Genomic DNA, 13831 nt, shown 5'->3' with positions numbered 1-13831 from the left:
CGGAGCGCCGCCCCTGAGTCGAGGGATACATCGCAACACACCCGCATGTGCATGCAGCGCATCGCAAATCCACGATACCGAACGTCCGGTCCCGTTGCCAGGGCATATATCGGCCGTTTAAGCGTCTACCTCCGGGAGCCCATAATCCTGTCGCGTCCATGACGGAGTCTAAAGCCGCACCGGGCGCGGCCGATAGTTACATATACGTGAATCGCTAAAACGAAGCTCGAATAACAGGCCGCGCGCCACGAGGAACCGATGTTCAAACGGCTGTTCGATGTAAAGATAAAACACCGGATATGGGGCGGCTTCACCGTCCTGCCGCCGACGAAGTCGCACGCCATGCCGCGGAAGCGGCCGCCGCGGCAGGCAATGCCGACGAGGCCTCCGACAGCGGCCGGCAACTGGTTGGCCAGACTACCGAAACCGTCGAACGCCTGGCCGGCGAGGTCAGCGCCGCGAGCGAGATGATGGATCGCCTGGGTCAGGACAGTGAGCGAATAGGCAAGATACTCGACGTCATCCGGAGTATCGCCGAACAGACCAATCTGCTCGCCTTGAATGCAGCGATCGAAGCGGCGCGGGCAGGCGAACAGGGTCGCGGCTTTGCCGTAGTCGCAGACGAGGTACGCGGTCTGTCAGCCCGCACACAGGAGGCGACGGGCCAGATCCACGGCATGATCGAGAACCTGCAGAACGGCGCGCGGGAGGTGACCGAAGCCATCGGCAAGAGTGCCCGGGAAGCGCAAGACGTGGTCGAACAAGCGGGCCAGGCGCGCAGCTCGCTGGGCCGCATCACCGCAGCGGTCGCCACCATCAGCGACATGAACAATCAGATCGCCACCGCCACCGCCACCGCCACCGCCGCCACCGAACAGAGCAGTGTAGCCGAGGAGATCAATCGCAACATCGCCGCCATTAACCAGGTAGCCGACAAGACTGCCGCCGGCACGCAGCAACTCGAATCCGCGAGCCGCCAACTGGATGAGTTGGCCGCACGGCTACGCGAACTGATTGGACATTTCCGGATCGCGTGAGCAGCGACCAGCGCTCAACCCTGCTTGTCCAGCTCCCCGCCGAGCCAGCGCCGGTTCAGTACGCCGATCCACAGGGTTTCCAGAATCACCGAGACCAGGATGGTGATCACCGTCACCGCGAGAATGGATTCGCCCCAGCCTATCATCTGCTGGTCGTGATAGGTCAAACCCAGCGCCAGCGGCAAGCCGGCCAGCGCCGAGGCCACCACGCCGCGCGGGCCTTCCAGCGCCATGAAACCGTACTGGCGCAGGGACCAGCGGCGCAGCGGCAGGATGCTCAGCGTGGCGATCGGGCGCGCAACGAACACCACGACCAGCGCCACCGCGATGCCCACCCACAGCGAGGACCAGAGGTTCTGCAGGTCGATACCGGCACCGAGCAGAATGAAGATGACCACGGTGGCCAACGTGGCCAGCGTCTCATTGAAGTGGTGTTCGTGCGTGATCACGCGCGAGGCCCTCTCCACCCGGTCCTCGCGCGGGAAGAACAGCTCGTGGTTGCCGAGCACGAGCGCGATCACCGTGGCGACGAGATAGCCCGAAGCCTGCGCCCACTCGCCGATGGCGAAACCGCCGAAGGCCAGGGCAAAGGAGTAGACCTCCGGAAACGTCTCCAGATGGAACACATGGATGAGGCGGTAGCCGATCAGCCCCATGACCACTCCGATCACCACCGAGGCGAGCACTTCATAGAGGAAATACAGGATCGCCGCCGGCACCAGGGTCGTGAACTGGGCCACCCACTCGATCAGCTTGGCGTTGTCCGCCTGCGGCACCAGCAACGCGATGGCGAGCATGGTCAGGACGATGCCGAGGGGGTCGTTGAAAATCGATTCACTGACGATCACCGATCGCATGTCCTCGGGCACGGTGTGCTGCTTGAACAGCGGAATCAGCGTGGCCGGATCAGTGGCGCCGATGATGGCGCCGAACAGGAAACCGACCGCCAGCGGCACGTGCAGGAAATAGGAAAAGGCCAGCGCCGCGACCAGCACCGTGGCCAGCAGACCGACCGTATCCAGCACGCCGATGGTGGCGAAGTGTTTCTTCAGCAGCGTCCACTTCAGGTTGTGTCCCTCGGCGAACAGGATGATCACCAGCCCGAACACGCGCGCATAGTCGAACAACTGGTGCGCCTCGGTGCGGTCGACCAGGTTCAGCACCGGCCCCACGGCGATGCCCAGCAGGATCAGGATCGGTACATAGGAAATGCCGGTCTTTTCGCTGAACAGAAAGGTGATGACGCCGAGCGCCATGACGATGGCCAGGGTCAGTACGGCTAGGTCGACGGTGGACACTGCGAGTTCTCCTCAACTCAGTTTCTTCGAGCGCAAAAAGCGGGGCCCGCCACCCGGCGGGCCCCGCGCGCGCCCGTTTACGGGCAGGGATAGGGATGCTGCTCGTGGAGGCCCTCAATGGCTTCCAGCACCTCGTCGCTCAGCTGCACGTCGGCGCTGGCGATGTCCTCTTCGAGCTGCTCCAGCGTGGTCGCGCCGATAATGTTGCTGGTCAGGAACGGCCGCGAGTTGACGTATGCCAAGGCCAGTTGCGTCAGGCTCATATCGTGCGCCGCAGCGAGTTCAGCATACTGCGCGACGATGCCGTCGACGTACGGTGCGGAGTAGCGGCGGAAGCGCTCGAACAGCGTCACGCGCGCCCCGGCCGGTTTCTTGCCGCCGAGATACTTGCCGCTGAGCACGCCGAACGCCAGCGGTGAATAGGCCAGAAGGCCGACGCCCTCGCGATGTGCCACTTCGGCCAGGCCGACCTCGAAGCTGCGATTGAGCAGACTGTAGGGATTCTGGATGCTGACGATGCGCGGCAGGCCCTGCGTCTCGGCTAGACGCAGGTAGGTCATCACGCCCCATGGCGTTTCGTTCGACACGCCGATATGGCGAATCTTGCCCTGCTCCTGCAGGCGCGCCAGCGCGATCAGCGTCTCCTCGATGGAGGTGGCGTCCTCGCCGGCGTCATGTTCGTATCCCAGTTTGCCGAAGAAATTGGTGTTGCGGTCCGGCCAGTGCAACTGGTAGAGGTCGATGACATCGGTCTGCAGGCGCTTGAGGCTGTCGTTGACGGCCTGCTCGATGTGCACGGCCGTCAGCCGTGGGCCATCGCGCAGATAGTCCAGGTTGTTGCCGGGCCCAGCCGCTTTGCTAGCCAGCACGATCTCGTCGCGCCGACCGGTCTTCTTCAACCAACTGCCGATATACGACTCCGTACGGCCCTGGGTCTTCTCCCGCGGCGGCACTGGATACATCTCCGCGGTATCGACGAAATTGATGCCGGCGTCCAGTGCACGATCGAGCTGCGCATGGGCATCGGCTTCCGTGTTCTGTTCCCCGAAGGTCATGGTGCCGAGGCAGATCAGACTGACCGAAAGGCCGCTGTCGCCGAGGGGGCGGTGTTCCATGGAAACTCTCCTGTGGTGTGGATCGGCGCACAAAGCGCGCGCGAAAACGTGAATTATGGTCGCTCCGCGATCCCCCGGCCGGGCGTCCGTTAGAGAAACAGGGTCAGCACGCCAGTGTACCCGTAGAGACGGTTGGCGAAAATTTCCCCGTTGGCGAAGAAGCCCAGCAACGGAACGTCTCCGAGTTCCTCCCGGATCAGACACAACTCCTGCGACTCGTCGCCGAACTGCTGCCTCCCGCGACCCAGACAGGAAACGTAGACCGCTCCGCGCGGCGGCGTGGCGATGCGCTCCTGCAGGTCGCCCAGCATCCGCATGAGATCCACCCGGGCGGTGTTGCCGTCACGGCGACAGAACATCACCTCGGCGCCCTCCTCGGCATAATCGCCGATGGCGACCAACCCTTGGGCGGTATCGATGCCGACGAGATTGCGCACCAGATAGTCGCCTTCGTCGCTGCCGGACACCGGCAGACCGGCAAAGATATAGCCGGCGGCGCGGTTGAGATCCCGAGCGAGCACCTCGCCGATGTCCTGCTTGAACGCATCCAGCGCCGGCTGCCCGTCCAGCTCGACCAGCACGTTGCGGCGACTGCTGGTGATCTGCCGGCGCGGGCCGATCGGCGTGCAGCCCTGCGTATGCCCGACCGCCACCGCGATATCGGAAGCGAACAGCATGCCGGACACGCCGCCCTGCACCACCCGGTTCCCCGTCACCTGCAGATTTTCGCTCTGACTCGAGGTGATGCCGCCGACGGCGAACAGATTGGGCAGACGCTTGGCAAGATGGTCGAACAGCAGCGGCGTGGCCGGATTGCCGGGATCGCCATGCAGCAGACCGAGCAGCGCACCAGGGTGCCGGGCCAGCCATTCATGGTTGCTGCCCAGAAACGTTTCCACGCCGTCGCGCAATAGCGGTACCTCGCAGAGTGCTTCGGGCGGAAAGTCGCCGAGCATGACCGCCAGCGCGGGAGAATCGTAATACTCGTGGCCGGTCACGTTGAGGGCTATACCAACACTGCCGACCCAATGCTCGATGCCGGTACCGGTACGCAAACCTTGCAGGATTCGGTCGAGCTGCGGCGCCAGCGCGTCGCTCGCGTAGATGAAACCCAGCGTGGCATCGGGCTGGTCGCCGAGCTGGCGCAGCAGTTCGGCGACCAGCTCCTCGGCGTGAGTGCCGGTGGTATGGGCGAGAGCGAAGTGTTGCATTGGCAGGATGGGTCTGGTCGTTCGAACTGGCGCGCCAGTCTAACGCGAGTGGTGTTGGCTGGGGCAAGCTTTGGAATTTGAGGGCTAGCGAATTTTAGGGTGAGGTGGCCAGTATCCGCTGGCCATCGTGGCCGGTTTCCAGCTCGACTCGGTGGCAGGAATTTTGATCTTACGTGGTTGAAGGCGACGCACTTGCTGGCTTTTTCAGCTGATTTCGGGCGCGTCACCGATTCAGATCAAAATCACCTGTCGTTGATTCGCGCCCGAAACAAGCCTCAGGGCCAAAAACAGGAAAAGCTCCCACCGCATAACCAATGGAAACCACATACTCCGAATCGCGCAGGAAACCGGCCCCCACGATCAAACCAAACGGAAGCCCCCTCACATCCCCCCAAGCGAATCCAAAAAAGACTTCGCCTCGTTATCGGCCGGATCAATACCAAAGTCCGTCCGCAGGCTCCCTCCTTCGACCACCAGACGCGCGTGATAACGCTCCTCGATCTCGTCGAGCAGCCAGTAGATCTCACCCGGGTGCACGACCTCCCCGCCCCGGGTCAGATGGCGCACGTGCAGCACTTCGGGAGTGACCTTGACGATCAGCGGCAGAGGCAGCTCAAGCGGCAGCAGATGCCGCCGCACCAGCCATTCGACGGGTGTCGGGTCGGAACTCCCCGCCTGGCGGCTGTCGATGCGGAAATGCCCGCCACCACCCGGCCGTTTGAGCAATGCCTCCAGCCAGTCGGACGGAAAAACCGCATGAACGATCATGGGTGCGCCCGACATAGCGGGCGAGAAAACGGCTGAGCTGGGATCCGCGAGCGGTTGTCGGCATGGCGGCCTCTCAGGCGTGAAACGACGGACCTGCGGGACCGCGCCCAGGCAGGCCGGAGAAAGACCGCGGGATCTACCGACCCCGCGGCCACTGAGCGATCAGCAGCGCTGTTCGAGCATGCAGCGGATGATCGGCGTGAGAATGAGTTCCATGGCGAAACCCATCTTGCCGCCGGGCACCACCAGATCGTTGCGCCGCGACATGAAGGAGCCATGCAGCATCGACAGCAGATAGGGGAAGTCGACTTTGAACTTGTTCGGATCGCTGAACCGGATGATGACCAGACTTTCGTCGGCGGTCGGGATATCGCGCGCGATGAACGGATTGGAGGTGTCCACCAGAGGAACGCGCTGGAAGTTGATGTCCGAGCGCGAGAACTGCGGCGTGATATAGCGCACGTAGTCGGGCATGCGACGCAGCATGGTTTCCACCGTGGCTTCCGGCGCATAGCCGCGCTCGGCCTTGTCGCGATGGATCTTCTGGATCCACTCCAGGTTGACGATGGGCACCACGCCGATCAGCAGGTCGGTCTGACTGGCCACGTCGGCCTCGTCGGTGGCCACGCCGCCGTGCAGACCTTCGTAGAACAGCAGGTCGGTACCCTCGGCGATGTCTTCCCAGGGCGTGAATTCACCCGCCTTGAGGGTCGTTCCAAGCCGCGCGTTGTGTTCGGCTGCCTCTTCGGCGCTGTGTAGGTAGTAACGTTTCTTGCCGGTGCCCGTCTCGCCGTAGACCCGGAAGGTCTCCTCCAGCTTGTCGAACAGATTGGCCTCCGGGCCGAAATGGCTGAAATGGTTGTTGCCGGCATCGGCGGCATGCTGCATCGCAGTTTTCATCTCGGCGCGGTTGTAGCGATGGTAGCTATCGCCCTCGATCACGACCGGGTTGATCTCTTCGCGCAGGAAAATGTGCTCGAAGGCCCGTTTCACCGTGGACGTGCCGGCTCCGGAGGAACCGGTAACCGCAACGACAGGATGTTGCTTGGACATGTCGACTACTCCTCAGGTTGTGAAACCGTGGCGGCCGGCGCAGCGCATCCTGCGCGCGCGGGCCGCGAAATTCGTGGTCGCGTCATCGTCCTTCGCGAATATCAGCGCATTCTAACGGTATTTTCGCCGATCACGCAGCGGCGCTATGCGTATACCTCATTGGCCCGGCAATTAAATAGGCGCCCCTTCAGGGCTTCGACAATGCTGCGAATCAAGGCGCGCTGCGCAGGCAAGGGCATTCCCTTGGCAAGGGGCACCGGGTCATTGTCCAAGCTCCGCACTGGTGATTTCCAAGAAACCGGCGCAGGACGGCTGAAGGAGCAACTATTTAACTCCCGGATCAAGAGTAGAACAGATTGAGCATGACCAGCATGACGACCAGAAACAGCACGGTCATCACACCGCCGGCCTTGAGATAGTCCTTCACCCGGTAGCCTCCCGGCCCCATGATCAAGGCATTGACCTGATGCGTGGGAATAATGAAAGAGTTCGAGGTCGCCAAACCCACGATCAGCGCGAATAAACGGGGATCACCGCCGGCCTCGACTGCCATGCTCACGGCCAGCGGCACCAGCAGCACGGTGGCGCCGACATTGGACATCACCAGGCTGAACGCCGTTGCCAATATGGCCACCACCGCCTCGATGCCCCATAGCGGCACACCATGCAACAGGTCGAGGGTCTGCGCAGCCACCCACGCCGCGGTGCCAGTCCGCTCCATGGCCATGCCGAGCGGAATCAACGCGGCGAGCAGGAACACCGTCTTCCAATCGACCGCCTTGTAGGCCTCGTCCATGTGCAGCACGCCGGAAATCACCATGCCCACGGCGCCGACCATCAGCGAGACCGACAGGCGCAACGGCGAAAACAGCACCAGGCCGATGGCGAGAACGAAGAAGAACAATGCGAATCCGATCTTGTGCGGGCGCTCTTCCTCATGCGGATATTCCGTGGTGACCACCACGAAATCACGGTCGCGATCGACGCGCGCCAACGACTCCCAGGTGTTGTGGCACACCAGCGTGTCGCCGGCGGCCAGGGGCAGGTCGCGCAAACCCTTGCGCAGCGTCTTGCCGCCACGGTGGATGGCGAGCACGGCGAGACCATAGGTCTTGCGCACCCACAGCTCGCGGATGTTGTGCCCAATCAGATTGGAGCGCGCCGGGATGACCACCTCGCCGACACCCGCCCGGGTGGGCGCCAGCAACTCATCGAACACATCCAACTCGGCCTCGCCGTCGGCGCCATGCTGCTCCAGCCAAGCCTCCAACTGCGGCTTTTCGGCGGCCACCACGAACCGCTCCCCCGCTTCGAGGACTACATTTCGTGCAGGCGCTACCGCAGCCACGCCATCGACCATCGCACCGACGATGACGACTCCATCGCGCTCCTCGATCTCGTCGACGCTGCAGTCGATGAGATCGCTGTTCGCGCCGACACGCGCCTCGCGCAGAGCCAGATCCAACCCATACAGGCGACGCAGATACGCGCGCACGTCCTCGCCGGACATACCCTCACTGGTGTTGAAGGGCAATACGAAACGCCCCGCCAGCACGAAATAGACGATGCCGGCGACGATCAGAGCCAGACCGATGGGCGTGACCTCGAACAGCTTGAAGCGCTCCACGCCGGACGGCAGCAGATCGTTTAGCAGAATCAGGGGGCTGGAGCCGACCAGCGTAAGCGTGCCGCCGAGAATCGCGCAGTATCCCATCGGCATCAGCAGCCGCGACATCGGTACACCGGAGCGCGCCGACACGCGCGAGACCACCGGCAGGAACAGCGCTGCGGCACCGACGTTCTGCATGAAACTCGAAATAAAGCCTACGGCACCCGCTATCAACGGAATCAGCCGCGCTTCGGTGGCGCCGCCAACGCGCAGTATCCACGCCGCAAGCCGGCCCATCATGCCGGTCTTGTCCAGACCGGCGCCGATGATCATCACCGCGATGATCGAGATCACCGCGTTGCTGGAAAACCCCTCGAACAAGCGCTTGGCGTCGGTGAGTTGCCCAAGGCCAGGCACCAGGGACAACAGGCCCAGGATCACCATCACCAGCACTGCGGCAACGTCGACCCGCACAATCTCCGAAACGAACAGAAACACGGTGAACGCCAGCAGGCTGAGCACGACCATCATCTGGGGCGTCAAAGTCAACGCTTCCTGCATCCGCAATCTCCGAATACGGTTCCGTAGTCAGACCCCGAACGAGCATACCGCAGGACGACACTCCCATGTGCGACAACTACGGGTGACCGACACGGTGCGGCGCGAGAGCCCCCACCACGTGGTATTTTGAGGTGGCATCTTAGTGATACGCTCACCCGACCGATTCAGTTTCGATTCGCTTCCGTCAGCCCAACCGCAACCATGAAATCGACTTCCGCGTTGGCCGCCCTGGCCGCTCTCATCCTCAGCCTCTTCCCCGAACTCGCCAGCGCTGCGGAAATGCCTACCCCGCTGAACCTCACGGCCAGTTGGTACGGCATCGCAGCAGTGATCGTGTTCACGTTCGCCTACATCCTGGTCATGGCCGAAGAGGCTCTACACCTGCGCAAATCCAAGCCGGTGATGGTCGGCGCCGCTCTTATCTGGGTTCTGGTGCCGCTGGCCTACGAGGCGCACGGCAACGTCAGCCTGCCGGCCACCGCTATCCGCGAAAACATCCTCGAATTCGCCGAACTGCTGCTGTTCCTGCTGGCGGCGATGACCTATATCAACACCCTGCAGGAACGACGCGTGTTCGATGCCCTGCGTGCCTGGCTGGTTTCACGCAACTTCAGCTTGCGGAGCATCTTCTGGATCACGGGCCTGCTGAGCTTTCTGCTCTCGCCGGTGGCCGACAACCTCACTACCGCGCTGATCATGGCAGCAGTCGTCCTCGCCGTCGCTCGCGAACGGCCGCGCTTCGTGGCAGTAGCCTGCGTCAACATCGTGGTAGCCGCCAATGCCGGCGGCGCCTTCAGTCCGTTCGGCGACATCACCACGCTGATGGTCTGGCAGAAGCACATCGTCACCTTCTCCCAGTTCTTCTCCCTGTTCCTGCCGTCGCTCGTGAACTGGCTGATCCCCGCGGCGATCATGTCGTTTGCCGTCCCCCGCGGACGCCCGGAACCACTCGGCGAGGCCGTGCACATCAAACGAGGCGGGATAACCATCATCGGCCTGTTCCTGATCACCATCGCCTCCGCCGTCAGCTTTCATCATTTCCTGCACCTGCCGCCCATGGTAGGCATGATGGCGGGCCTCGGCCTGCTCAAGTTCTACGGCTACTACATCAAGATGGCCGAACGCCGCGAACTGCTGGCCGCCGACGGCCAGGTTGAGGAACATCAGGTATTCGACGTCTTCGCTCAATTGCAGCGCGCCGAATGGGATACGCTGATGTTCTTCTACGGCGTCATCCTGTGCGTCGGCGGCCTCGCCACACTGGGCTATCTCATCGTCGTCTCGCAGACCATCTACACCGGCCTCGGCGCTACCTGGGCCAATATCCTGGTGGGCCTGCTGTCTTCAGTAGTCGACAACATCCCGGTCATGTACGCTGTACTCACCATGCAGCCCGACATGTCGCTAGGCCAATGGCTGCTGGTAACACTTACTGCAGGGGTCGGGGGGTCGCTGCTCTCAATCGGTTCAGCGGCCGGCGTCGGCCTGATGGGTCAGGCGCGGGGCATCTACACCTTCTTCGCCCACCTGCGCTGGACGTGGGCAATCGCATTGGGGTACGCCGCGAGCATCTGGGTGCATCTATGGCTGAATGCCGCCCAGATGCACCTGCCGGCCGGACCTCTATAGCCGCGGCACTGCGCAAGCCTCCATAAACCGGAGCACAGATCATCGATGAGCCGCTTCACACACAACTCGCTGTGGAGCCAGCCGGGCAACCTGGCGACGCAGTTGCGTCGCTTCGTGACGCTCGACGACGAAGCACTCGCCCTTATCCGCCAGCATGCCGAAGTGCTGAGTGCGCAGGCCGAAAGTCTCGCCGCACATTTCTACGACTACCTGCTATCGCACACCGAAACGGCCCGCGTTTTCGATTCGCTTGAGCCGCAACGCCTGCAGGTTCTGGTCGAACGGCAGGCCGAACACTTCCGCAAGTTGCTAGCCGACTGGCCGCTTTGCGCCGAGCGCGACGCAGCCAAGGTTGCCCACATCCACTACAGCCACAACGTTTCACCCACCTGGATCGCCGGCGCCTACAACCTCTACCGCGAGCACCTGGAAATCCGCCTCGAAGCGGCTTCCTCCACCGTACGCGAAGCGCTGCGCCAGGCCGTCTACAAGCTGCTGACATGTGACCTGATGCTGCAGTTGGCGGCCCTGGACAACGTCCATTCCGAAGCCCTCGCCGAACGCAACGTCATCACCCAGACACTGCTCGAGACCACCCTCAAGCTGGCCGATCTGCCCACTCCGGAAGACGTGTTCTCCAGCATCTGTACGGACCTCGTCACCCATTCCCGGCACTTGCCGGCCGTGTGGTTCACGCTGCAGGACGACCGCCACGACGTGCTGCGGCCGTTTTCGGGGGCCGGCGCACCTTCGCTGTGGAAAAACGTGGAAGCCGCGTACGATGCCGGCGATCCGTTGTGGCAGGCGCTCGAAAAGAACCGCAGCTTCGTGCTCAAGGCGGGGGAACTCGAGGCGCTGCCGGGCTGGTGGCCAAAGGCCAGGAACATCGAAGCGGCCGCCATATTCCCCTTCGGCCGCCCCGACGGCATTCGCGGCCTGGGGGTGGTTTTCGCCGACCACGCCTGGTACTTCGACCACGTCGACCTGTCCCCCTTCGGGGCCTTCGCCCGTCTCGGCCAGGTCCTGCTCAGCATCAAGGAAAACCAGCTGCGCGACCCGCTCACCGAGTTGCCCAACCGTTCCTTGTTCATGGATCGCCTGCAACAGGGGCTGCTGCAGGCTCAGCGGCAGCAGAAACTGCTCGGCATCGGCATGATCGATCTGGACGGCTTCAAGAGCGTCAACGACCGTCTCGGGCACATCAGCGGCGACGAACTGCTACGCGAAGTCGCAGCGCGCTTGGCCGGCAGCATGCGCCAGGGCGATACCATCGCGCGGCTGGGCGGCGATGAATTCGGGCTGGTGCTGGCGAACCTGCGCGACGTAACCGAAGCCGAACGCATCATCCTGAGGCTGCTTGGTTCGCTCGATGCCCCGTTCCGGCTCAACGGCGAATCCATACGCATCAACGCCAGCATCGGACTCACCCTTCACCCGCTGGACGACGCCGACAGCCAGGATCTGCTGCGCCATGCCGACGTCGCACTCTACCAAGCCAAGGACGAGGGCCGGCACACCTACCGTATCTTCGAACATGCCAGCGAGCAGCTGCAGCTGCAGATCGGCAGTCTGCAGCGCCGCTTCGAACAGGCCCTCAACTCGAACCAGCTCGTGTTCCACTACCAACCGAAGGTGGATATCGCGCTCGGCAACGTCATTGGCGTCGAGGCGTTGGTGCGCTGGAAAAGAGGCGGCGTTCTGATACCGCCGGAAGAGTTCATCGGCGCGATCGAAGCCTCGCCGCATCTTATCCGCCGCCTCGGCCGACACGCTCTGCTCGCTGCCGCGGCGCAGAGCAACCGCTGGAGAGCCGAAGGCAGGGATCTGTGCATCGCCGTCAACATCGGCGCCGAACATCTGCTCAGTCCCTACTTCATCGATGACGTAGACGAGGTGCTGTCCCTGTATCCCGGCACCGCCGGCCGACTCGAGCTGGAGGTCACCGAACACGCCGCACTGCGGGACCTGGCCCAGACCCGCACCGCGCTTTCAGCCTGCGGCGAGCGCGGCCTGTCCATAGCCCTGGACGACTACGGCACCGGCCACGCCTCGCTCACCTACCTGCAGGAACTGCCCGCCAATCAGATCAAGCTCGACAAGCGTTTCGTGCAGAAACTGCTCCACGAGCCCCGCGCGTTGGCCATCATTGCCGGCAATCTGACCGCGGCCAGCCTGCTCGACCTCGAAGTCATCGCCGAAGGCGTCGAAACGCTGGAACAGGGCGAACTGCTGCTGCAGCTTGGCTGCCGGTACGCACAGGGATTCGCCATCGCCCGCCCCATGCCCGCCGACGAGCTGGGAACGTGGATGACGCAGTGGCGGCCACCCGCGGACTGGGCGCAGTGGCACAACAACCTGTTCACCCAGCAGGACCTGCCGTTTCTCATGGCCCGCACGGCCCACCGCCACAGCCTGTGCAGCATGCTCGACGCCCTGGCGACACCGCCTACGCCCGAACATCCTTTCATGCAGGTTGCGGAATGCGTGGACGAAAGCCTTTGCGCCCTCGGCCGCTGGCTGCGCGGCGCCGGACAACGCTACCGCTCCCTGCCCGCCTTCAAACCACTGGCCGCCACGCACTCCAAGACGCATACCCAGGCGATCGAAGCGACTCTTGCCTGGCAGAGTGCAGACGCCACCGCCCTGACGCGTGAAACCAAGCAGCTGCAACTGGCCGCCTCCGACATGGATCGCTGGATATTGGAACTCGCCCGCCAGATCGGGCTGCAGGAAGATCACAACAGAACGGTAATTTGAGCGTTGCGCCGGCAGGCGGGCAGCGTGCCGCGGCCTACATATGCATAGGGGTCGGAAGAAACCGTGTGGAGAACGAAGGGCCGGCCGGAGAAGTGGCGCGCCCGAAGGGATTCGAACCCCTGACCTCTGCCTCCGGAGGGCAGCGCTCTATCCAGCTGAGCTACGGGCGCGCAGGTCGCGAAGCATAACGCTTCAGGGCCTGCGCGTCCATGCCGTTGGCGGGACTGCACCCACACCTACGGTGGGCCCCAAGCAGACAGCAACGCGGCTCGCGGGGTATGTTCGGATAGGGTTCACAAAATTGGGGGTAACATGTCGAACCACGTTCCCGGCCGGGATCCGGCTGCCATCGTGCTGATGGTGGTCAGCAGCCTGCTGCTGTTGCTCGTGCCGGTATTTCTGATCAGCCGCCTCGTCAATTTCATCGCTTCGCAAGGCGCGCCCCCGCCATCCGTCACCACTGCTTCAAGCGCCAAGGCCACCCCCACGCAGGGGCAGAGGGGAAACCGTCGTCGCCACCGCAAGCCACAGCGGCAAACAGATCGTCGATACCGTGTGCATCAGCTGCCACGGCTCGGGGGTGCTGGGTGCCCCGAGAATCGACAGCCGCGCGCAATGGCAGCCGCGTGTGGACCAGGGCTTCGACGTCCTGCTGCACCACACCGTGGAAGGCTTCAAGAGCATGCCGCCGCGCGGCGGCAACCCGTCGCTCAGCGATGCCGAACTCAAACGCGCCGTCGCCTACATGCTCGATCAAGCCGGCATCGAGGCGCCCAAGGACTGTGAATAGGCC

10 protein-coding genes, 1 tRNA gene and 1 pseudogene are annotated in these 13831 nt (G+C 63.3%); 5 read left to right on the top strand and 7 right to left on the bottom strand.

Annotated elements, in window-relative coordinates:
* Positions 1 to 299: 299 nt before the first annotated feature.
* Positions 300 to 1037 (top strand): methyl-accepting chemotaxis protein, encoded by a 738-nt coding sequence (locus P8014_RS05630; protein ID WP_337816324.1) that lies wholly within the window; start codon positions 300 to 302, stop codon positions 1035 to 1037.
* A 14-nt stretch (positions 1038 to 1051) separates the two neighbouring features.
* On the opposite strand, the gene P8014_RS05625 is transcribed toward P8014_RS05630, so the two are convergent.
* The 5 genes and pseudogenes from P8014_RS05625 to P8014_RS05605 form a co-directional block, all read right to left on the bottom strand.
* Positions 1052 to 2335 (bottom strand): sodium:proton antiporter, encoded by a 1284-nt coding sequence (locus tag P8014_RS05625; RefSeq protein WP_337816323.1) that lies wholly within the window; start codon positions 2333 to 2335, stop codon positions 1052 to 1054.
* Positions 2336 to 2412: 77 nt separating this feature from the next.
* Positions 2413 to 3450 carry an NADP(H)-dependent aldo-keto reductase gene (locus tag P8014_RS05620; RefSeq protein ID WP_337816322.1) on the bottom strand — a complete coding sequence of 346 codons (1038 nt, stop codon included), beginning with the start codon at positions 3448 to 3450 and terminating at the stop codon, positions 2413 to 2415.
* 89 nt (positions 3451 to 3539) lie between these two features.
* A complete protein-coding gene (locus P8014_RS05615; protein WP_337816321.1) occupies positions 3540 to 4661 on the bottom strand; it encodes an FIST N-terminal domain-containing protein in 1122 nt (373 codons plus the stop codon).
* Positions 4662 to 5042: 381 nt separating this feature from the next.
* A pseudogene (locus P8014_RS05610) lies at positions 5043 to 5493 on the bottom strand (hypothetical protein).
* 98 nt (positions 5494 to 5591) lie between these two features.
* On the bottom strand, positions 5592 to 6482 hold the full coding sequence (locus tag P8014_RS05605; protein ID WP_337816320.1) for a phosphoribulokinase: 891 nt from the start codon (positions 6480 to 6482) through the stop codon (positions 5592 to 5594).
* Between P8014_RS05605 and P8014_RS05600 the strand changes: the two genes are divergently transcribed.
* Positions 6468 to 6842, top strand: a complete 375-nt coding sequence (locus P8014_RS05600; protein WP_337816319.1) for a hypothetical protein — start codon at positions 6468 to 6470, stop codon at positions 6840 to 6842. The genes P8014_RS05605 and P8014_RS05600 overlap by 15 nt on opposite strands.
* On the opposite strand, the gene P8014_RS05595 is transcribed toward P8014_RS05600, so the two are convergent.
* Complete coding sequence (locus P8014_RS05595) at positions 6823 to 8652, bottom strand: SLC13 family permease (RefSeq protein WP_337816318.1); 1830 nt, start codon at positions 8650 to 8652, stop codon at positions 6823 to 6825. The two genes, P8014_RS05600 and P8014_RS05595, sit on opposite strands and share 20 nt — an antisense overlap.
* A 201-nt stretch (positions 8653 to 8853) precedes the next feature.
* Between P8014_RS05595 and nhaD the strand changes: the two genes are divergently transcribed.
* The gene (gene nhaD / locus P8014_RS05590; protein ID WP_337816317.1) at positions 8854 to 10281 is read left to right on the top strand and encodes a sodium:proton antiporter NhaD; all 1428 of its coding nucleotides are present in this window, start codon (positions 8854 to 8856) and stop codon (positions 10279 to 10281) included.
* 45 nt (positions 10282 to 10326) lie between these two features.
* Positions 10327 to 13038, top strand: a complete 2712-nt coding sequence (locus P8014_RS05585) for an EAL domain-containing protein (protein WP_337816316.1) — start codon at positions 10327 to 10329, stop codon at positions 13036 to 13038.
* Between the two features lie 93 nt (positions 13039 to 13131).
* Here P8014_RS05585 and P8014_RS05580 read toward each other — a convergent pair.
* Positions 13132 to 13208: transfer RNA gene (locus P8014_RS05580), tRNA-Arg, on the bottom strand.
* Between the two features lie 248 nt (positions 13209 to 13456).
* Between P8014_RS05580 and P8014_RS05575 the strand changes: the two genes are divergently transcribed.
* Positions 13457 to 13828, top strand: a complete 372-nt coding sequence (locus tag P8014_RS05575; RefSeq protein WP_337816372.1) for a c-type cytochrome — start codon at positions 13457 to 13459, stop codon at positions 13826 to 13828.
* The last annotated feature ends 3 nt before the right edge of the window (positions 13829 to 13831 follow it).

The organism is Acidihalobacter sp. (assembly GCF_037381185.1).
In the GTDB taxonomy this organism is placed as follows: domain Bacteria; phylum Pseudomonadota; class Gammaproteobacteria; order DSM-5130; family Acidihalobacteraceae; genus Acidihalobacter_A.
Note: the sequence above shows the minus strand (reverse complement) of the source record. Positions and strands in the feature narration are given on the sequence as shown.